Genomic DNA, 21306 nt, shown 5'->3' on the forward strand with positions numbered 1-21306 from the left:
TTAGATGATCCATTTCTGTCAACGCCTGGAAGCCGATGAATGCCAACAGACCCCGACACTGCAGCTGTGGCTGTCGATGGATGAACGGGTTCGCAGCCGCCAAAGAGTGACCTTGAGTGACGGCAGCGAAGCCGGGTTGTTTCTGCCACGCGGTACTGTCCTCAAAGAGGGCGATATTCTCAAGGCGGAAACGGGCGAGTTGGCCAAGGTTTTTGCCAAGGCCGAAAGCCTGTCTGTGGTCAGCAGCTCAGACCCACTGCTGCTGGCTCGTGCCTGCTATCACCTGGGGAATCGTCATGTGCCGCTGCAGATAACCCAAGGCCAATGCTGTTACCTGCACGATCATGTTCTGGACGAGATGATTAAGGGACTCGGACTCACGGTCAGCTATCGCCAGGACAAGTTCCAACCCGAGGCGGGGGCCTATGGTGGCAGTGCCCACGGCCATAGTCACGGTAATAGTCACGGTAATAGTCACGCTCATAGTCACGGTAATAGTCACGCTCATAGTCACAGCAATAGTCATGGGCACTCTCACGAACATACTCACAACCACAGCCATGACCACTAAAATCAGCCCCGGCCGGGTTCCAGCCCATGGGCAGCAGTGCCTTGAGCCTCAGACCAAGGCCCCCGGCGAGCTTGGCCGCTTGCGCCTCTATCAGTTGGTGAGTCCGTCTCTGCCTGTGGGGGGCTTTACCTATTCCCAAGGACTGGAATGGGCCATAGAGCGGGGCTGGGTCAAAGACCCTGTCACCCTGGGACACTGGCTGCGAAACCAACTTAAAGACAGCCTGGCCACCTTGGAGCTGCCCTTGCTGATGCGTCTGTGTCAGGCGCTGGCGCAGGAACACATCTCTGCGGCGAGCGACTATTGCCGCCTACTGCTGGCCAGTCGCGAAACCGCAGAACTAAGGCAGGAGGAGCGCCAGCGCGGTCAGGCCTTTGCCAAACTGCTGCCACAACTGGGGATCCCACTTGCGCCCGAGGAGCGGGAACTGGTGCTGCAAACCCAATTGGCGGCCTTTGCCCTCGCAGCCAAACACTGGCAACTGCCGACATATGAACTGTGCGAAGCCTATTGCTGGAGCTGGCTCGAAAATGCCGTCACTGCCGGCGTCAAGCTGATCCCTCTGGGACAGAGCGCCGGTCAGCAGCTGTTGCTGCAACTGAGCACCGAGATCCCCGAGGCGCTGCAAAAGGCGCAAGACTGGCCCGAGGCCGATATCGGCAGCTATACCCCGGCGCTGGCCATTGCCAGTGCCCGCCATGAAACCCAATACACCCGACTGTTTCGTTCATGAGAGAAAATATGCAAACAACCAAACAACCTTTGCGCATAGGCGTTGGCGGCCCCGTTGGTTCGGGCAAAACAGCACTGCTGGAAGTCCTGTGCAAGGCGATGCGTGACAACTACAACCTGGCCGTGGTCACCAACGATATCTATACCCAGGAAGACGCCAAAATTCTCACCCGCGCCGAGGCCCTGAGCGCCGACCGCATCATAGGCGTGGAAACCGGTGGCTGCCCCCATACGGCAATTCGCGAAGACGCCTCTATGAATCTCGCGGCAGTGGAAGAACTGACGGCGCGCCATCCCGGCCTGGATCTGGTCTTTGTCGAGAGTGGTGGCGACAACCTCAGTGCCACCTTCAGCCCGGAACTGGCAGATCTGACCATCTATGTAATAGATGTAGCCGAGGGCGAGAAGATCCCCCGTAAGGGCGGCCCGGGCATTACCCGCTCCGATCTACTGGTGATCAACAAGATAGATTTAGCACCCTATGTCGGTGCCTCACTGGAAGTGATGGCCGAAGATACCGCCAGAATGCGCCCCAACAAGCCTTGGGTGTTCAGCAACCTCAAGCAGGGGCAAGGGGTGGCTGAAATCATCGACTTTATAGTCACCCAAGGCATGCTGGATCAGCACTGAGCCTGAGCAGTGCCTGCCACCTGGGCAGGCACTGTTTTTGATATCCAGTCCATTAGGTGGCACGCCGACCGGCTTGTGGCATACTCAGGCGAAACCACCTTGGGAGCCTGGAATGCATCTGTGTCACTGCCAACTTGAACAACATGGCGAAGCGATACGCGCCATCTTCAACCATGCCATTGCCCATACCACAGCCCTTTATGAATACCAGCCAAGGAACAAGCAGCAGATCCGCGATTGGTTCAACGCCAAACAGCAAGGCAACTGGCCGATTCTGGGCGCCGAGGATGAGCAGGGGCAACTGTTGGGATTTGCCAGCTTCGGCCCGTTTCGCGGCTATCCAGCCAACCTCTACTCGGTGGAATATTCTGTGTATGTGCACCCGGAGCATAGAGGCAAAGGGGTGGCGCGCTTTCTGATGCAGCATTTGATAACCCAGGCCCGGGAGCGCGGCATGCGCACCATGGTGGGCGCCATAGATGCCGGAAACCAGGCCAGTATTGCCCTGCACCTGAAGTTGGGGTTCAAGCACTCAGGCACCCTGCCCCAGGTGGGCTATAAGTTCGGCCGCTGGCTGGATTTGGCGTTTTATCAGCTTATGCTGCCGGGACCTGTCGAGCCCTAACCCTTTCGGGCACGAGTCGATTTTAGTCTTATGCCCCTGAAAAAATTCATCATTCCCGGGCAATCCGCCAGCGGCCATCTACACTTATTCAAGCGTATTTACCAATAAGGGAACCCGATTAGATGACACTGGATTATATCGCGCTGGGGCTGCTGATCTTTGTCGCCCTGGTGATCTTCTACGGGGTGATAGTGATCCACGACATCCCCTACGAGCTGGCCAAGAAACGCAACCACCCCCATCAGGACGCCATTCACTACGCAGGCTGGGTGAGCCTGTTTACCCTGCATGTGCTGTGGCCGTTTCTGTGGATCTGGGCCACGCTCTGGCGCGAGGACAGGGGCTGGGGCTTTGACAAAATTCAACAGGAGCAGCAATCACTGCACCATGAAACCGTACTTCTGGCGCAGCAGTTGGAGCTATTGAGTGAAAAAGTCGCCGCCCTGGAAGCCCAAAAGCATGCCGCCACAGAGGCCCTTGCAGCGTCGAGTGCCCAAGTCCAAGCCCCAACCCAAGTCCAAACGTCTTCAGAAGAGCCCGCAGTCAATCCCAAACCCACCAGCGGCATGGGCTTGGATACGGCAGCAGACTCGACCGACATTCCAGGTACAGATAATCAGACCCAAAGCAATAACAAGAATGGGGAGAACAGATAAATGGATCTCTTGCTTATCCTCACTTACACCGCCATCTGTGTCGCCATCTTCAAGATTTTCCGCATTCCACTCAACAAGTGGAGCGTGCCCACCGCCGTGCTCGGCGGAGTAGTGCTGATAGGCACCTTGATTTTGTTGATGAACTACAACCATCCCCATACCGCCATGGGCAGCCAGATGTATGTCACCACCCCGCTGATCCCCTCGGTGCGCGGCAAGGTCATAGAAGTGCCCGTCACCCCCAATAAACTGCTGAAAGAGGGCGAGTTACTGTTCCGGGTCGATCCGACTCCTTATCAGACAGAAGTCACCCGGCTGGAGGCCAGCCTGGAGCAGGCTAAACAGGCGGTATTGGGGCTGGACGCCGCCTATAAGGCCGCCGAGGCCAGTCGCATCAAGGCCGAGGCCGAACGGGACAGAACCCAACTGGAATATGAGCGCTACCGCAGCGGTTTTGAAAAAGGCGCCTTCACCCGTGCCGATGTCGACAACCGTCGTCAGTACTATCTCGGCGCCCAGGCCTCAGTAGAGGCGGCCGAGGCCGAAGCCCGGCGCGCCAAGCTGGCACTGGAAGCCGAGTATCAGGGGCAAAACACCCAAGTGGCCGAAATTGCCGCCATGTTGGAAAAAGCCAGATTCAATCTGGAGGAAACCAGCATGCATGCCCCCTCAGACGGTTATGTAACCCAGTTGACCCTGAGACCGGGAATGATGGTGGTGCCCATGCCCTTCAGGCCTGTGATGACCTTTGTCCATCAGGAGGAGCGCTTCTTTGTCGGCGCCTTTAGGCAAAACTCGCTGCTGCGGCTGAAACCCGGTTTCAAGGCCGAGCTGATCTTCCGCGCTCTGCCGGGCAAAGTGTTTCAAGCCGAAGTGGTCGAAGTGCTGCCGGCCATAGGTGAATCTCAGGTGCAGGCGCAGGGGCAGCTCTATGGCTCGTCACAAATTCGCCTCAACGGCCGACCTCTGGTGAAACTCAAGCCGCTGGATGACCTGAGTCAGTATCATTTGCCACTGGGTACCAATGTGGAGATCGCCATCTATTCCGACAGCTTTGAGCATGTATCAATCATGCGTAAGGTATTGATAAGGATGAAAAGCTGGCAGAACTATCTCTATCTGGATCACTGAGACTCCTTATCTTCGCGCAAGCCTTTGGCAAGAGTAAAAAGCCCCGGAAAAACTCCCGGGGCGTTTTGGTATCCCATCTCAGCTTCAGCCGATGGCGGCCTCGGGAGCCGCCTGGAAACGCCTGGCGTGGTAGAGGCAGAAGAGTGCAAACCAAGCGGCACTCACCAGGAAACCGGCCAGGGTGGAATGCAGCAGCCCCATGGCCAGATAACCGAGCGCTGCCCCGAAGGCGACTGTCAGGGCATAAGGCAACTGGGTCAGTACGTGGTCTATATGGTGACAGCCGGCACCGGTGGCCGACAGAATACTGGTACTGGAGATGGGCGAACTGTGATCGCCAAACACAGCGCCGGCCAGCACAGCCGACAACATGGGCAGCAGGAGTTGAATATCGCTGGCGGCAGCCATATCACCGGCGAGCGGCAACATGATACCGAAAGTGCCCCAACTGGTGCCTGTGGCAAAGGCCATGGCGCAGGAAAGCACAAACACCACCACAGGCAGCAGCCCTGCGGGCAGGTTGCCGTTAGCCAGGCTAGCGAGATATTTGCCGGTTTCCATGTCACGCACCACGGCGCCTATGGTCCAGGCAAACAGCAGTATATTGATAGCCGGCAACATGGCCATGACGCCTCTGGGGGCGGCGCGCAGCCAAGTGGATATCCCAAGGCCGAGACGCAGGGCCAACAAGCCGGACACCGCCAGGCTGCAAAGGGCGCCATAAACCAAAGATGAGCCCACATTGGTATGTTCAAAGGCGCCCAGCACACTGAAGGCCTGACCATTGGCGGCCAATACCTGAGCCCCTGAGTCCAGCATGAAATAGATACTCGCCGCCGTCAGTGTCACTATCGGCAACACCATATCCAGCATGCCGCCGCGGCTGTCGGCCGGGGCTTCCATATCCAGTCCTATGGGCCTGCCCTTGGATTCATCCCAGAGCTTACCTTCGAGCGCCCGCTGCTCATGCTGTCGCATCGGCCCAATATCCAGTTGGAAAGCGATCACCACCACCACCATGATCAGGGTAAATACCGCATAGAGGTTCATGGGGATCATCTGCACAAAAGCGGCGATCGGGCTCTGCTCTGTCACCCCATGGGCCACGAGTATGCCGCCCACCAGGGCGATGATATAGGCCCCCCAGGAAGAAATGGGCATCAATACGCATACGGGCGCCGCAGTCGAGTCCAGCAGATAGGCCAACTTGGCGCGGGAGATCTGGAATCTGTCGGTCACAGGGCGGCAAATGGGCCCCACCGACAGGCTGTGGAAGAAGTCGTCAATAAAAAAGGCAAACACCATCAAGCCGGTGAGCGACTTGGCGCCCTTGCGGCTCTGGCAGCGCCTGGCGGCCCATTCGGCGAAGGCCCGGGTCGCACCCGAGGCGGTCATCAAGCTGATAAGCCCACCCAGCAGCAGCATAAACAGCAACATATTCAGGTTATCGCTGTTGGGAGCACCATCGACCCAGAAGATTTTCAGCACACTGTCAAACAGGTAGCGCAGCGATTGCAGCGGTGAAAACTGCTGCAACATCAGGCTGCCGGCGACTATGCCTACCCCAAGGGAGAGCAGTACTCTACGGGTGATGATCGCCAGCGCAACCGCCAGCAGAGGAGGAACTATGGACCAGGGAGAGTCCGCAAAATGCATGATATTCATGATCTCTTTACACCAAGAAAGGTGGAGATCTACCGATAGGATCGAAGAAACTCAGACCAAGGAGGGCAGAAACTTCTCAGCTCCTTCAGGTAGCGCTCCATAGTGGATAACTATGGCAGTCCTGCACCTGTTAGATACAGAACCAGCAGCTAGGTTTGATGGCCTGGCTACTTCGGCGCCGACTCCTTTCCCCGGGCCTCAAAGGCATCACCCTCTTCCCGGTTACTTTTAGGCAGCGCGCCTCTACTCAAAGGTATTCGACTGGCATTCTAACTATCACAGCTCCAATAGCAAGCCGGATTGCGCCTCTGGCGGTAAATATCCCGCTAGGCGGGCATTACGCCCAGAGGAAGTGACTCATGTCACGGCCTAGCAATACCGGCACCGCTTGTTCACGAGCCACGGTTAAAAACTGCTTCGCTCCATCAGCGAGCCAACGGCTCTCACCCGAATGCTTACCTCAGTCACGCAGCTTGTAGCTGACCTCGACCCTGTCGGAGAAGGTTACCTGGCCATACTCATAGCTCTGGTTGATAGCACCTTCGGCCATCATGGCGGCCTTGTACATCACAGGACGCACCGGGCCTTGGTCGAAATAACGAATCGACCAGACGCCATCGAGTTTCTCGCCGAATCCGGCCGCCAGTTCACTGGCCTTTTGCTTGGCATCTTCAATGGCCGCCTGCCGCGCCTGCTTGCGCATCTCGGCTTCTTTACTGGACTTAAGGTTGATCTGGTTCACCTTGTTGATCCCGCCTATTAACGCCGAGTCCAGTATGGGATTGAGCTGATCCAACTGTTTCACCAACACTGTCACACTGCGACTGGCGCGATAGCCCTTGAGCTCGGGCGCCTTGTCCTTGAGGTAAACATACTCAGGTTGCAGATTCAGATTGGCGGCGGCAATCGACTCCTTGGCGACCCCGGCCTTGAGCAGGCGCTCGATAAAAGCGGCCACCGCCTGGTCGGATGCGGCCTTGGCCGCCTTGGCATCAGATTCGCTTAATGACACTTCAACATGGATTTCGGCCATATCGGGCTCAACCTGTATCTGGCTGACGCCTGTGGTTTCCAGCAGAGGTCTATCCTGAGCCAGTACTGAGTGGCTCATCAGAGTAGCGGGTAACAATGCGCCTATCAGCGCCAGATTCAGCAGAGATTTTTTCATCTTGGTTCTCCAAAAAGTTCGCTTTCGTTGACCATAGAAACGCAGCCGGCTGACAAAAGGGTTAAAAAAATCAAAAAATTTTTCAACGACGTTTTGAAGCGGCAACCGAGATGGCAACATAGAACATAAATTAGCCAGCCCAACTGTACCTTTTCTATGGCTGAGGTATAATCGCCGCCAATTTTACCGGCACCCAAGCGTGCTCCATCAGCTTTAGCATTGCGGAAAACAGCTCTTGAAGAAATCAGTCGACATTTTTGATCCCAAGCAGACCACGACTCTGGACACTCCGGCCAAGACTCTGGCACAGGAAAACAGCCCTGCCGAGGCCCAAACCAGCGGCAATCGCATCGGCTTTGTCAGCCTGGGCTGCCCCAAAAACCTGGTGGATTCCGAGCGGATCCTCACCCAACTGCGCATCGACGGCTATGAGGTTACCAACAGCTATGACAATGCCGACCTGGTAATAGTCAACACCTGTGGCTTTATCGATGCCGCGGTGGAAGAGTCGCTGGATGCCGTGCGTGAAGCGCTGGAAGAAAACGGCAAGGTGATAGTCACCGGCTGCCTGGGCGCCAAGGAAAACCAGATCCGCGAAGTGCATCCGGATGTACTGGAGATCACCGGCCCCCACAGCTATGAAGCCGTGCTGAACCATGTGCACAAATATGTGCCCAAGCCGGAGCACAACCCCTTCACCTCGCTGATCCCGCAAGCCGGCGTTAAGCTGACCCCCAAGCATTATGCCTACCTGAAGATTTCCGAAGGCTGCGACAACCGCTGTACCTTCTGCATCATTCCGGCGTTGAGGGGCGATCTGGACAGCCGCAGTGTCGGCAGCGTGCTGGATGAAGCCAAACGCCTGGTGGAAAGTGGCGTTCAGGAAATTCTGGTCGTCAGCCAGGACACCTCGGCCTACGGCAAAGACAAGGGCGGCCGCACCGATTTCTGGAACGGCATGCCGGTGAAGCAGGATATCACTACCCTGGCCCGCCACCTGGGCAAGATGGGTGTGTGGGTGCGCCTGCACTATGTCTACCCTTACCCTTGGGTCGATGAGCTGATCCCGCTGATGGCCGAAGGACTGATCCTGCCCTATCTGGATCTGCCACTGCAGCACGCCAGCCCTCGCGTGCTCAAGATGATGAAGCGCCCCGGCCGGGTCGACCGCCAGTTGGACGCCATCAAGAAATGGCGTGAAATCTGCCCGGATCTGGTGATCCGCTCAACCTTTATCGTCGGCTTCCCCGGTGAAACCGAAGAAGATTTCGAAATCCTGCTGGACTTCCTGCGTGAAGCAAGGCTGGACCGAGTGGGCTGCTTCAAGTACTCGGAAGTCGATGGCGCCGTGGCCAATACCTTGGCCGAGCTTATCAGTGAAGAGGTCAAGCAGGACCGCTATGAGCGTTTCATGCAGGTGCAGGCCGAGATCAGTGCCGAGCGGCTGGCGCGCCTGGTAGGCCGTGAGCTGGATGTCCTTATCGATGATGTGGACGAGGAAGGCGCCATTGGCCGCTGCTATGCCGATGCGCCTGAAATCGACGGCATGGTATTCTTAAACGGTGAAGTGGAACTAAGCCCAGGGGACATGGTGCGCGCACTGATCACTCATTCTGATGAGCACGATCTGTGGGCCGAACTGGTGCAGATGCCGGAATAAACTCTCCCAACACCTTGGAGAAATCTTTATTGAGGTGTCAGCAGGGTGAAAAGATTAGAGTCATAAAATCAAAAGGGGCAACATCCTGTTGCCCCTTTTGATTGCGTCCTTTACGACTGTATGATCCTTTGCCCTTCTTCGGCTTCTCGCTGCGACAGCGAAACAGTGAACTGGTCACCACCGCCTTGAGGGCATTATCTTTGATCTGTCCACGACCGGATTCATGCTCCAGCTGTGCAGTCTGCTTAATATGTTTGGCCATATCGGCTCCTTATTTCAATTGGATGAGACTTGCCCGGCCATACCGGACAAAAATCGCGCAAATATTATCCTCTTTTATTAAAACAACCAAGTATCGACTCCAGGAAAATATCACGAGTATTTTACCTATGCTATCAACCCGCCTCATCATTCAGCCTGCGTCAGCCCCACCCGAAGGAGTTATTCTGTGATCATCAAGTTCTGTTTGACACTGCTGACGCTCGCTTGTGCGACACAAGTATTTGCCGCAGAAAATTGTGAGTTAACCATGGGGTATCGCACCAATGCCCGGCCACCCTTTATTGCTCAGGCCCCGGATAACAGCGGCCTCTATCTCAGCCTCTATCAAGAGGCAGCAGCCAGAATAGGTTGTAGTCTCAAGGTGGTGCGAGCGCCGAAAAAGCGTATCCTACGGGAAATAGCCAAGGGCAGTATCGACTTTTATCCCGGCTTGGCCTTCTCCAAAGAGCGCCACAACTACGCGCATTTCATCGTCAACGGCCTATCTGAACGCTATATCGGCGTCAGCCGCAACGACTTGAGTGACATCACCTCACTGCAGCAATTGGTGGATAAACAATTGGTGCTGCTGATCTCCCCCGGTAGCTATCAACTGGGTGGTTTACCGAACAAATTGATAGTGCGCAAACCACCGGATATGGGCACAGATTCGGCGATAACCTTTCTCAAACAGCATCAGGGGGATTTCTATATCTACGATGAATCTACCCTGAGATACTGGCTGCAAAATCATCCTCAGCACGGGCTAAAACTACATCCCAACTGTTGCGATAACTGGCGGCAAGGACACCTGGGGTTCTCACGCAATAGCCGTTACTTCAGCGCCGAAGTAAACCCCAATTATGTTGCCGCCAAACCGATATCCATTGGCAACAGCCCTTGGGAACTAAAGTCAGGCAGCATAGCCTACGCGCTGCAGCAAGCCTTGTCTGAAATGGCCAACAGCGGTGAAACCAAGCGGCGTTATCAAGACTATATGCAGCAAATATCACAGCCTGCTGCGGCGCCTTGGTTTCCTTAAGCTGAAACAAGGGCTCATAGTTACGCTGGTTCAGCCTGAGTCCAGTATGCCAGGAGTACACTGGCGTTTTGGGCCGCGAAGAGTTAATCAGATGTTTTCCCGTAAGCCGTTAACGCCACAGGCACAGTTGGAGTTGGCCATGAACTTGATGGCCGAAGAGGAACAGCACTTGAAAACCGCGCTGGAACTGGTGTTGAACAGTAGTCAACAAGCGATAAACAAGCGCCTGCAGCGGGCTAAAATCGATGCCGAAATCTTCCCGCCGATTCACCGGGACTATCTCAATGCCATGGCACTGCAATATATGTTCACTATCTTGCATCAAGGGGATGAACACAGAGCCCACAGTATCTGCAATAACTTAAAAGAGCTCAGCCAATATCTGCCACCCGGCTTTGAGGATAGTAACTCGGGTGAGGAAGCATATCACCCTGCATGATGCCCAATAAGCCCATAACGTTTTGATAAAAATGAACATGCCAAAAAGCCCGCATTGACAGCGGGCTTTTACAAGCGTTTTTAGCCGTTTCCCGGCTCAGTTACCGGCTATCTTCATCTCATCGAGTAATATTGCCCCGGTACGGATGCTGGAGCGCAGATCCCTGTCGCTGGAAACCGCCTGCATGGAGCGATACATCTGCTTCAGGTTACCGGCTATGGTGATCTCCTCGACCGGGAACTGGATTTCGCCATTCTCGACATAGAAGCCGGCGGCACCACGGGAATAGTCGCCGGTAACCATATTCACGCCCTGACCCATCACCTCAGTGACTATGAGCCCGCGGCTCATGGAACGCACCAATTCATCAAAACTGTGGCCGGTATCGGCCAGCGTCCAGTTATAGATGCCGCCGGCATGGCCGGTATTGACCAGTCCCAGCTTGCGCGCCGAGTAACTGGTCAGCAGATAACTCTCCAGTATGCCGTCACGGACTATGTCACGCTCACGGGTCGCAACCCCTTCGCTGTCATAGTTGGCACTGGCCAGAGCGCCTTTGAGATGCGGCTGCTCGGCAATGCTGAACCATTCGGGGAAAATCCGGGTGTGGATAGCATCCTGCAGGAAGCTGGACTTGCGATACAGGCTTGAGCCACTGATGGCGCTGACCAGATGTCCCACCAGACCTGTGGCCACTTCCGGCGCAAACAGCACGGGCAGTTTGCCGGTTGCCAGTTTGCGGGCACCGAGACGGGCAACCGTCTTATCGGCAGCCTTAACCCCCACCTGCTCCGGGCTCAACAAGGCGTCGAAGCAGCGGTTGATACCATAGTCATAGTCGCGCTGCATATCGCCGTTGTCTTCGGCGCCAATCACCACACAGCTGAGGCTGTAGCGCGAGCTGCAGTAACCCTGCAGGAAACCATGGCTGTTGCCATAGACCTTGACGCTGTTGTGGGCGTTGGCACTGGCACCATCGGAATTCTTGATCCTCGGGTCTCTGTCCAGCGCTGCGGTTTCGGCGCGAATGGCCAACTCGGCCAACTCTTCCGGGCTGGTGTGACGGGGATGATAGAGATCCAGATCGGGAAAATCTTTCGCCATCAACTCAGGATCGGCCAAACCGCTGGCAGGGTCTTCACTGGTATAGCGGGCGATACCATCGGCAGCCTTAACCGCTTGGCGAATCGCCTCCGGCGACAGATCCGAGGTAGAAGAGCTGCCCTTATGTCCATCGCGATACAGGGTGATCCCCAGCGCGCCATCCTTGTTGAATTCGACCGTTTCCACCTCCTTGAGGCGAGTGGAAACACTCAGGCCCTGTTGCTTGCTGATGGCCACCTCGGCAGCACTGGTGCCCAGGCTATTGGCATACTCCAGCGCCATTGCCACCGCGTCTTTCAACGCACTCAGTTCACTATCAATAAAATTTGCAGACACAGGTTTACTCTTGAATTGGCTAAACTGCCCCTAGCATAACAAAAGCCGGCTTTATTCACATAACCACGACAGATCAATTTTGCTGCCGTAGAAGACGAAGCGCCAAGGGGAATGCTACAATCAGCGCCAGTATCAGAGGAAAGACTTTATGAAAATAGTTGGCGATTCAGAGCATTTTAAACAGCCTTATGATGAGGACGAGGACTATATCAGCAAGACCTCGCTCAAACGCGACAGTGAAGAGGCTCAGGATCTGGGCAAACAGCTGGCAGCGCTGAGCAAGAGTCAGTTGGCCAAAATTGAGCTGGGAGAGTCCCTGTTTGATGCCATCATGCAAACCAAGAACATCAAGCCCAATACCGAGGCCTTCCGTCGTCAGTTGCAGTTTATCGGCAAGCTGATGCGCAACGAAGATCTTGAGGCGATTCAAACCTCACTTGAGCGGGTGCTGAACAAGAACAACGAAGCGGCCGCCAAGGCTCAGGTATTCGAGAAGTTGCGTGACCGTTTGCTCAATGGTGGTGATGCCGAAGTGCAGTCCCTGCTGGAAGAACACCCGCAACTGGACAGGCAAAAACTCAGGCAACTGGTGCGCCAGGCCAATAAGGAGCTGGCCAAGGGGCCTCAGTCCAAGTCCTCTGCCGAGTTGTTCAAGTATTTACGCGGCGAACTGGAAAACTAATCCCGTAATTCGCACTGTATAAAATCGCCGCTCTTGAGTTTGATGTTATGTATCAGCATTAATACTCATATAGTCAGCGCGGCGATATATTCTTCTGTTTAGGTGCCAGTTTATCACTGTGATACTCTGTCACCGAACAGTGAGTTGCCCCATCACCTACTCCCTATCCCATATTGGCTTAATCCACTTCTTCATGATGTGAATCAAGGCGTGATCACATGTAGCAAACCGCTTTGTAAGTTTGACCCTCTTCCAGTAAGAGTTTCACGAGGAGCTATTCGCATCCACCCAAACGCTTCAGCTAACATAGAAAAAACCCCACTAACAAAGTTAGTGGGGTTTTACGTCAGCTCCCGGGAACCGCTAAGCCTCTATAGCTATTGGCATTGAGTGCCATGAGCTGACTTAGGTTATTGCGATAATTGATACAATAACTTAAACCGCTGACTGGAAGATCACTTCACCGGCTTTCTTGGTGTAGGCCTCCAGCTGGTCGAAGTTCAGGTATCTGTAGGTATCGGCCGCTGTTGCGTCCAATTCCTTGGCATATTCCTGATACTCTTCAGGGCTTGGCAAACGTCCCAACAGCGCTGCAACGGCAGCCAGCTCGGCAGAGGCCAGGTACACATTGGCACCCGTACCCAGGCGGTTCGGGAAGTTACGGGTAGAAGTCGACACCACAGTCGCACCATCGGCAACCCGCGCCTGGTTACCCATACACAGAGAACAACCCGGGATCTCAATACGAGCACCGACGCGGCCGAAGATACCGTAGTAACCTTCTTCGGTCAGCTGGTCCTTATCCATCTTGGTTGGCGGAGCAATCCACAGACGAGTCGGCAGCGTCTTGGCGAACTTGTCCAGCATCTTACCCGTGGCGCGGAAGTGGCCTATGTTGGTCATACAGGAACCGACAAACACTTCATCAATCTGGGTGTTGGCGACCTGAGACAGCAACACGGCATCATCGGGATCGTTCGGTGCACACAGAATAGGCTCTTTGATCTCATTCAGATCGATCTCAATAACCGCTGAATACTCTGCATCCTTGTCGGCTTCCATCAGTTCAGGGTTAGCCAACCACTCTTCCATGCCCTTGATACGACGCTCTATGGTACGGCGGTCGCCGTAGCCTTCGGCAATCATCCACTTGAGCATGACTATGTTGGAGTTCAGGTACTCGATGATAGGATCTTTATCCAGCTTGATGGTACAACCGGCGGCAGAGCGCTCGGCAGAGGCATCAGACAGTTCGAATGCCTGCTCAACCTTGAGGTGCTCCAGACCTTCGATTTCGAGAATACGGCCGGAGAAGATATTCTTCTTGCCCTTCTTCTCAACGGTCAGCAGACCCATTTCGATGGCCTTGTGCGGAATCGCATGCACCAGATCACGCAGAGTGATACCAGGCTGCATCTTACCCTTGAAGCGCACCAGCACAGACTCAGGCATATCCAGTGGCATAACGCCGGTAGCGGCGGCAAAAGCCACCAGGCCGGAACCGGCTGGGAAAGAGATACCGATTGGGAAACGGGTGTGCGAGTCACCACCTGTACCTACGGTATCAGGCAGCAGCATGCGGTTCAGCCAGGAGTGAATAACACCGTCACCTGGACGCAGGGAAACACCACCGCGGTTCATGATAAAGTCAGGCAGAGTGTGATGCGTATTCACGTCAACAGGCTTGGGATAAGCGGCAGTGTGACAGAAAGACTGCATGGTCAAATCGGCGCTGAAACCGAGACAGGCCAAGTCTTTCAGCTCGTCACGTGTCATAGGGCCGGTAGTGTCCTGAGAACCGACAGAAGTCATCTTGGGCTCACAGTATTGGCCGGGACGGATACCTTCTACGCCACAGGCCTTACCTACCATCTTCTGCGCCAGGGTGTAACCCTTGCCGGTATCGGCAACGTCACCTGGACGCACGAAGACATCGGAGGCTTCCAGACCCAGAGCTTCACGGGCCTTGTCGGTCAGACCGCGGCCGATGATCAATGGAATACGGCCACCGGCACGCACTTCGTCCAGCAGCACATCAGTCTTGAGTTTGAATTCAGAGATCACTTCGTCGCTATCGTGACGGGTCACTTTGCCGGCATAAGGATAGATGTCGATAACATCGCCCATCTCCATGTTGCCCACATCCAACTCAATCGGCAGAGCACCGGCATCTTCCATGGTGTTGAAGAAGATAGGGGCTATCTTGCCACCGAGGCAGAAGCCACCGGCACGCTTGTTGGGCACGAATGGAATATCATCACCCATGAACCACAGCACAGAGTTGGTCGCCGACTTACGGGAAGAACCTGTACCAACCACGTCGCCCACATAAACCAGTGGGAAGCCCTTGGTCTTGAGTTCTTCAATCTTCTTGATTGGGCCTACTACGCCTGGCTGATCCGGCTCAATACCGTCGCGGGCGTTTTTCAGCATCGCCAAGGCGTGCAGTGGGATATCGGGACGTGACCAGGCATCAGGAGCCGGAGACAAGTCGTCGGTGTTGGTTTCGCCTGTAACCTTGAATACGGTCAGAGAGATTTTCTCGGCCAGCTTGGGACGGCTGAGGAACCACTCGGCATTGGCCCAGGACTCAACCACTTGCTTGGCATAGGCGTTACCCGCCTTCATCTTCTCAACCACATCGTGGAAGGCATCGAACATCAGCAGGGTGTGGGACAGAGCCTTGACCGCCAGCGGGGCCATCTGCTCGTTGTCCAATTGGCGGATCAGGGGTTCGATGTTGTAACCGCCCTGCATGGTACCCAAGAGTTCCAGCGCACGCTCGGCGCTCAGGATTGGCGATTTCACCTCACCCTTGGCAACGGCATCCAGGAAACCGGCCTTAACATAGGCGGCTTCGTCAACACCTGGGGGAATACGATTTTCGAGCAGGTTAAGAATAAATTCTTCTTCGCCTGCAGGTGGGTTTTTCACTAATTCAACAAGCTCAGCCACTTGATGTGCATCCAATGGCTTAGGGACTACGCCCTCAGCAGCACGCTCTTCGACGTGTTTACGATATGCTTCTAGCACGGCAACATTCCTCTTTGTTAGGCGCTCTTACGACTGCACGTCTTCATGAATGAAGCTGACAGCCCCACAGGATCGACCCGTAAATTCCGGCCTGCAGTATACTACAGCTTTGCAAAAGTATGAATGAGATCACACTAAGGCAACTGAGAAATCGTGGCAAAATCCCAAGGTCGGCAACACACTAAGCCCCTCATTAAACAAAGGAAATTAGACAATAGTTTGAAAAAATGATTTTTTCATTTAAATACAAATAATTAGATTGTAGTAATCGAATTGAATTCAAACGCCTTCAGCCAAGCATCTCCTAATCTCCCCTGCCGGGATAATTTTGCATCCCGGGGCCGCTTTTCGTTATCCTGCGTCCAAATCCGCGCCGTTTTTGAGACTTTTCCATGCAAGCACCCGCAATACAGGCCGTTATTTTTGATATGGATGGGATATTAATTGACTCAGAGCCCGTCTGGCAGCAAGCCGAGTATCAGGTTTTTCAGCAGTTGGGGATGGCGGTCAGCCGTGAAGCCATACAGCAAACCACAGGTCTGCGAATCGATCAGGTGGTGGACTTCTGGTTACAGCGCTTTCCCGAGGTCAAAGTAGAACCTCAGTATATCGCCGATCAAATCATAGCTGCAGTCATCGCCTATATCCGCCGCGATGGCAAGCCCATGCGCGGTGTTGTCGATGCCCTAAGCGCCTGTCGCAGTCGAGGCCTGAAAGTGGGCCTGGCCACCTCTTCCTCCTGGGATATTATCGATGCCGTGCTTGACAAACTCGCCATCACAGAAGCCTTCGATGCAATACAATCGGCTCAGGATTTTCCGCTCGGTAAACCCCACCCAGAGGTGTATCTCTCCTGCGCCGCCAAACTGGCACTGCCACCAAGCCGCTGCCTGGCGGTGGAAGACTCTTTCAACGGCCTGATAGCCGCTCGCGCCGCCAATATGCAGACCTTGATAGTCCCGGCAGCCGAGCAGCGCCAGGATCCTCGCTGGGCCGCGGCCCATTATCAGCGTGATAGCCTGGAAGCCCTGCCGACACTGCTTGATACCTTGTAAACCGCCAGATACAACAGAGCCAGGCATCTGCCTGGCTCTGTTTTCTGGATAATCCGTGTTACCAGATCTTCACTCTGTCCTCTTCCGACAGATACATCTTGTCAGTCGGCTTGAGGTCAAAGGCCTTGTAGAAACCTTCCACGTTGCGGGGAGTGCCCATGGCGCGGTAGTGGCTGGGTGAATGCGGGTCAGTCAGCAGACGACGTCCCAGCTCCTCGTCACGGTAGTTGCGGCGCCACACCTGTGACCAACCGACGAAGAAACGCTGATCGCCGCTCAGGCCATCCATTACCGGCGCTTCTTTACCGTCGAGGCTCAGGTGATAAGAGCGCAGGGCAACGGTCAAGCCCCCCAGATCGCCTATGTTCTCACCCAGAGTCAGGTCACCGTTGACGAACTTGCCAGGCAGAGCTTCAAACTGGCTGTACTGGGCAGACAGCTGCGCGCCGCGCTTCTGGAACTCTTCGCGGTCTTTGTCTGTCCACCAGTTGCGCAGGTTACCGTCGCCATCATACTTGGCGCCCTGATCATCAAAACCATGGCTGATCTCGTGGCCAATCACCGCGCCTATGCCACCATAGTTCACCGCGTCATCAGCTTCCATGTTGAAGAAAGGCGGCTGCAGAATGGCGGCCGGGAACACGATTTCGTTCATCACTGAGTTGTAGTAGGCGTTCACCGTTTGCGGTGTCATGTGCCACTCAGTGCGATCGATTGGCTTGCCCAGCTTAGCCAGCATGTCCTGATATTCGAAGCGGGCATAACGCTGGTAGTTACCCACCAGATCGTCGGCCTTGATCTCCAGATTGCTGTAGTCCTTCCACTTGTCCGGATAACCTATCTTGTAGGTAAACTTGGACAGTTTTTCCTGAGCCGCTTTCTTGGTCTCGGGTGTCATCCACTCCAGCTCATCGATGCTGACTTCAAAACCCTTGATCAAGTTCTTGATCATCGACTCCATCCGCGCCTTGGCCTCAGGTTGGAAGTGACGGGCAACATATTCTTTACCCACCAGCTCACCAATCACTTGGTCGGCGCCATCGACAGCTCGCTTCCAGCGTGGTTTTTGCTCCTGAATGCCCATCAAGGTTTTGCTGTGGAAATCAAAGTGCAGATCGACAAACTGCTGGCTCAGCAAGCCAGCGTAGGAGTCCACCAGATGGAATGCCAGGTAGTCTTGCCAGGCTGATACAGGGAACTTACCAAACTCGGCGCCCAGCTTCTCAAAGTAGGAAGGTTGACGCACTATCACGTCCTGAGTCTTGCCGCTGAGACCGGCCGCCTTGGCGAAACCGTCAAAGTCAAAGCCGCCCATCAACTGCTGCAGCTCTTTCAGGCTCATCTTGTTGTAGGCCTTGTTGGCATCACGGGACTCGACCCGGCTCCACTGGCTCTGGGCGATAAAGAGTTCAATGTTGGCGACATTGGCTGCGGCGGCATCGGCGTGCGGGTAACCGGCGGCGCTCATCAGATTGCGGACATACTCACGCATCGCTTCGCGGTTGGCGACAAACTTGGGATCGTCCTTGAGGTAGTAATCACGATCTGGCAGTGTCAGGCCGCTCTGGTACAGGTAAACCCCGTACTGGCTGGAATTCTTGGCATCGTTGTTGACGTAAAAACCAAAGGGGATGCCGGAGCCATCGGTCAACAGTTTGCCCATCAGCGCGGCAACATCGGCGTGACTGGCGGTTTTGGCGATATCGGCCAGTTGTCCCTTGAGCGGCGCAATCCCCAGTTGGTCAGTCAGAGTGGTATCCATATAGGCGGCATAGAAATCGCCTATCTTCTGCTCCACTGAACCTTCGGCCTTATTGGGCTTGGCGGCGGCTTCTTCGATAATCTGCTTCAGGGCCGCCTGGCTTTCTTCGTAAAGAACAGAGAAAGCACCATAGTTGGATTTGTCGGCTGGAATTGGCGTAGTGGCCAACCACTTACCGTTGACGCTGTAGTAGAAATCGTCCTGATGACGAACTTGATGGTCAAAGTTCTCCAGCTCAATGCCAGAGACTTTCTTGACTTCTGCTTGCGACTGCGGCGCTTGCTGGCTGGCACAGGAAGCCAGACCAAGGCTCAGGGCGATGCCCAATGCCAGGGTGCTTATTTTGCTCATTTTCTTCCCCGAATTTGTGATTGTTCAGATAGTTATATTGTTACAAAGATACCGGCTTTAAACCTTAGCACTCCCTGTGACCAGTCTGTAGTGGATTTTTGTAAATAACTATGAACACCACAGACCAGGTCAACAATAAGCCTTAGAAGTTTTTGCCGAGAAACAGGTAAACCGCCTTCTCACCGTTATCACTGAAACCAAAGCCGAGCGCCGCAGGGCCCAGTTGGGTCTCAGTCCCCAGATACAAGCTGCTGGAATAGATGAGATCGTTGAACATCACATGCTCATCCAGGCTCCAGACATTCCCCGCCTCCAAACTGGCTCCCAGGTAAAGCGGAAAGTCCTTCATCCCCAGCGCATCACGACCGAGATCGTACTGATAGATGAAGGCACCGAACACCTTCTGGGCGCCGGCGATAGAGTTCTTGTGGTAGCCGGAGAGATTAAGGAAACCGCCGAGGTCCGATACATAAAGAGTAAAATTGCCGTCTTTATCCACGTTTGCATAGGATGCCTTACCCACAAAAGAGTGGCTGCCAACACTGACAACCCCTTTCCAGTCGGCCTCTATCTGCAGCGAGCGTTCAGCATCCGTCTTGAATACCCCATCTTCATACTCCTCATTACGCAGGTAGATATTCAGAGTGATGCGGTTACCCGAGGTGGGGAAACTTATGCTGTCCAGGGTATCGTAGCCGAACTTCAAATAGGCGCCATAGGTGTTGAACTTGAGATCATCGAAGAACGCCTCGTTGGAGACCACTCCCGACTCACCTGTCAGCCCCAGCTCAATCCGGCCCTGCTTGACATAGTTGTACCCCAAACCCAGGTCAATTCTGTGACTCTTGCGATCCAGCTCGAAGTAAAGCTTGTTGGCATCAAACACATCCCAACCTTTGATCTCATACTGATATCGGGCGCGGGCATAGAACTGCTGATCTCTGTCCAGAGGCTGGTAAAATTCGGTACCGAGCAGCTTCTCGAAGCCCATCTTCACTTCATTGCGCCATTCACCACCGTTTTCGGTCAAGTCAGTCATAATCACGGCGCCATCCAGGGCCACCGCCGAGTCCAGTGAGAAATCATCCTCCCAATTCAAGCCAAATTGGAAATAGTTGGGTCCCCAGGACTTGGCCTTGGTGGTTACGGTTAACACTCGGCCCTCATCAGTATCCTGAAACTCGGCACTGACACGTTCAAACTTATTCAGTGAGTATAACCGCGCAATACTCTCGTCCAGTTGCTGTTTGGTAACTCTGTCACCCAATTCGATACCCAGAGTATCACCCAGCAGTGAGTCGCTGACCTTGGACCTGTTATCGAAAACTATCCGGGTAACCGGGCGATCCAAGTTATCCAACCAATCACGACTGGCGTCGCGTTTTTGCCGGACATAAGCGCGGTATTCCTCAGGAGACACGGCCAACTGGCTCAATCTGTCGGTGTACCGTACGGCAGCTGTCACCCCGGCTTCCAGCGCCTTGGGCATATCGGCGAAATCTGTGGTGCTGAGGTTGTCGATAGCCGGGCGGATCAGGATATCGTCCTTGGTCAACAAGGCCTTTTGCCGCTCTGTGCTGGCGTTGGTCAGCATGGTAGACAACTGATCCAATACCGCTAAGGTGCCGTTAAGCTTCTCCCTTTTCACCAAAGGCGAACCTATATCGACGGCGATAATGACATCGGCGCCCATGGCCTTGACCACATCCACCGGCATATTGTTGGCAATACCACCATCCACCAGCAACTTACCATCGATTTCAGCTGGTTGCAGCGCTCCCGGCACTGTGGCTGAGGCCTGCATCGCCTGCACCAGGCTGCCACTGCTGATCACTACCGGCAGACTGGTTTCCAAATCTGTCGCCACCGCCCGATAAGGAATGGAGAGTTCATTGAAACTGTTGAATTCACGCACCAGATCTGTGGTGTTACGATATAGTTGCGACATGGTTTGCCCTAGGAGTACGCCACTGGGCGACTGTACTTCACCATCTCGGATACCAAGGTTAAGCGGAATATTGTACTTATCTCTTTGTTGCTTATCACGGTAACTCATGGCCTGGCGTGGAATAGTGTCCGAGTACCCCTTGGACCAGTCCTCATTCATCATAATGGTTTCAATTTCTGTGGCGCTGTAACCAAGCGCATAGAGGCCACCGACATAGGCGCCTATGCTGGTACCGGCAACATAATCGACAGGAATATTGTTGGCCTCGAGCATCTTGAGTACCCCAACATGCGCAGCTCCCTTGGCACCGCCGCCACTGAGCACCAGGCCTACCTTAGGACGTTCGGCCGCCACCGCAGCCACACTCAACAGAGTGCCAATCAAAACCAGTAAGCGCAGAGAGGGTTTCATACCTAGCAAGAGTTCCAGAATTAGAGTCGGTATATTCTAACAAA

The 21306-nt window shown here is 54.6% G+C and carries 17 protein-coding genes, 1 pseudogene and 1 riboswitch; of the genes and pseudogenes, 11 read left to right on the forward strand and 7 right to left on the reverse strand.

Annotated elements, in window-relative coordinates:
- Positions 1-4 precede the first annotated feature (4 nt).
- The 6 genes and pseudogenes from ureE (at position 5) to AYI96_RS14585 (ending at position 4345) form a co-directional block, all read left to right on the forward strand.
- A complete protein-coding gene (gene ureE / locus AYI96_RS14560) occupies positions 5-571 on the forward strand; it encodes an urease accessory protein UreE (protein ID WP_144361844.1) in 567 nt (188 codons plus the stop codon).
- Positions 525-1304, forward strand: a complete 780-nt coding sequence (locus AYI96_RS14565; protein WP_260853006.1) for an urease accessory protein UreF — start codon at positions 525-527, stop codon at positions 1302-1304. Before ureE ends, AYI96_RS14565 begins: the two co-directional genes overlap by 47 nt.
- 8 nt (positions 1305-1312) lie before the next feature.
- Positions 1313-1933 carry an urease accessory protein UreG gene (ureG, locus tag AYI96_RS14570; protein ID WP_039033554.1) on the forward strand — a complete coding sequence of 207 codons (621 nt, stop codon included), beginning with the start codon at positions 1313-1315 and terminating at the stop codon, positions 1931-1933.
- 112 nt (positions 1934-2045) lie between these two features.
- Positions 2046-2558: a GNAT family N-acetyltransferase gene (locus AYI96_RS14575; protein WP_144361845.1), complete on the forward strand. Its 513-nt coding sequence runs from the start codon at positions 2046-2048 to the stop codon at positions 2556-2558.
- Between the two features lie 122 nt (positions 2559-2680).
- A pseudogene (locus AYI96_RS20395) lies at positions 2681-2915 on the forward strand (DUF3302 domain-containing protein); the annotation flags it as partial.
- A 299-nt stretch (positions 2916-3214) separates the two neighbouring features.
- The gene (locus AYI96_RS14585) at positions 3215-4345 is read left to right on the forward strand and encodes an HlyD family secretion protein (RefSeq protein WP_071476781.1); all 1131 of its coding nucleotides are present in this window, start codon (positions 3215-3217) and stop codon (positions 4343-4345) included.
- 84 nt (positions 4346-4429) lie between these two features.
- On the opposite strand, the gene AYI96_RS14590 is transcribed toward AYI96_RS14585, so the two are convergent.
- Together AYI96_RS14590 and AYI96_RS14595 are read right to left on the reverse strand one after the other, a co-directional pair.
- Positions 4430-6010, reverse strand: a complete 1581-nt coding sequence (locus tag AYI96_RS14590) for a Na+/H+ antiporter NhaC family protein (protein WP_039033557.1) — start codon at positions 6008-6010, stop codon at positions 4430-4432.
- Between the two features lie 82 nt (positions 6011-6092).
- Positions 6093-6264, reverse strand: a riboswitch (Lysine riboswitch).
- Between the two features lie 206 nt (positions 6265-6470).
- On the reverse strand, positions 6471-7178 hold the full coding sequence (locus AYI96_RS14595; protein WP_071476799.1) for an oxidative stress defense protein: 708 nt from the start codon (positions 7176-7178) through the stop codon (positions 6471-6473).
- Between the two features lie 235 nt (positions 7179-7413).
- On the opposite strand from AYI96_RS14595, the gene rimO reads away from it, so the two are divergent.
- Positions 7414-8838 (forward strand): 30S ribosomal protein S12 methylthiotransferase RimO, encoded by a 1425-nt coding sequence (rimO, locus tag AYI96_RS14600; RefSeq protein WP_039033558.1) that lies wholly within the window; start codon positions 7414-7416, stop codon positions 8836-8838.
- Positions 8839-8875: 37 nt separating this feature from the next.
- Here the strand turns inward: rimO and AYI96_RS14605 are convergent, their stop codons facing one another.
- Entirely contained in the window at positions 8876-9100 is a 225-nt protein-coding gene (locus AYI96_RS14605; RefSeq protein ID WP_144361846.1) for a ribosome alternative rescue factor ArfA, read from the reverse strand.
- 186 nt (positions 9101-9286) lie between these two features.
- Between AYI96_RS14605 and AYI96_RS14610 the strand changes: the two genes are divergently transcribed.
- Both AYI96_RS14610 and AYI96_RS14615 read left to right on the forward strand, forming a co-directional pair.
- The gene (locus tag AYI96_RS14610; RefSeq protein WP_144361847.1) at positions 9287-10141 is read left to right on the forward strand and encodes a substrate-binding periplasmic protein; all 855 of its coding nucleotides are present in this window, start codon (positions 9287-9289) and stop codon (positions 10139-10141) included.
- 91 nt (positions 10142-10232) lie between these two features.
- Positions 10233-10580 (forward strand): hypothetical protein, encoded by a 348-nt coding sequence (locus tag AYI96_RS14615; RefSeq protein ID WP_144361848.1) that lies wholly within the window; start codon positions 10233-10235, stop codon positions 10578-10580.
- Between the two features lie 96 nt (positions 10581-10676).
- Here the strand turns inward: AYI96_RS14615 and pmbA are convergent, their stop codons facing one another.
- Positions 10677-12020 carry a metalloprotease PmbA gene (gene pmbA, locus AYI96_RS14620; RefSeq protein ID WP_144361849.1) on the reverse strand — a complete coding sequence of 448 codons (1344 nt, stop codon included), beginning with the start codon at positions 12018-12020 and terminating at the stop codon, positions 10677-10679.
- 148 nt (positions 12021-12168) lie between these two features.
- On the opposite strand from pmbA, the gene yjgA reads away from it, so the two are divergent.
- Positions 12169-12702, forward strand: coding sequence for a ribosome biogenesis factor YjgA (gene yjgA / locus AYI96_RS14625; RefSeq protein ID WP_039033562.1), 534 nt, complete (start codon positions 12169-12171; stop codon positions 12700-12702).
- Between the two features lie 435 nt (positions 12703-13137).
- On the opposite strand, the gene acnB is transcribed toward yjgA, so the two are convergent.
- Complete coding sequence (acnB, locus tag AYI96_RS14630) at positions 13138-15735, reverse strand: bifunctional aconitate hydratase 2/2-methylisocitrate dehydratase (RefSeq protein WP_039033563.1); 2598 nt, start codon at positions 15733-15735, stop codon at positions 13138-13140.
- A 392-nt stretch (positions 15736-16127) separates the two neighbouring features.
- On the opposite strand from acnB, the gene hxpB reads away from it, so the two are divergent.
- Entirely contained in the window at positions 16128-16790 is a 663-nt protein-coding gene (hxpB, locus tag AYI96_RS14635) for a hexitol phosphatase HxpB (RefSeq protein WP_039033564.1), read from the forward strand.
- A 58-nt stretch (positions 16791-16848) separates the two neighbouring features.
- Here the strand turns inward: hxpB and AYI96_RS14640 are convergent, their stop codons facing one another.
- Both AYI96_RS14640 and AYI96_RS14645 read right to left on the reverse strand, forming a co-directional pair.
- Complete coding sequence (locus AYI96_RS14640; protein ID WP_144361850.1) at positions 16849-18903, reverse strand: M13 family metallopeptidase; 2055 nt, start codon at positions 18901-18903, stop codon at positions 16849-16851.
- 142 nt (positions 18904-19045) lie between these two features.
- A complete protein-coding gene (locus AYI96_RS14645) occupies positions 19046-21262 on the reverse strand; it encodes a patatin-like phospholipase family protein (protein WP_039033566.1) in 2217 nt (738 codons plus the stop codon).
- Positions 21263-21306: the final 44 nt, after the last annotated feature.

It is taken from the genome of Shewanella sp. MSW (assembly GCF_007636515.1).
GTDB lineage: Bacteria > Pseudomonadota > Gammaproteobacteria > Enterobacterales > Shewanellaceae > Shewanella > Shewanella indica.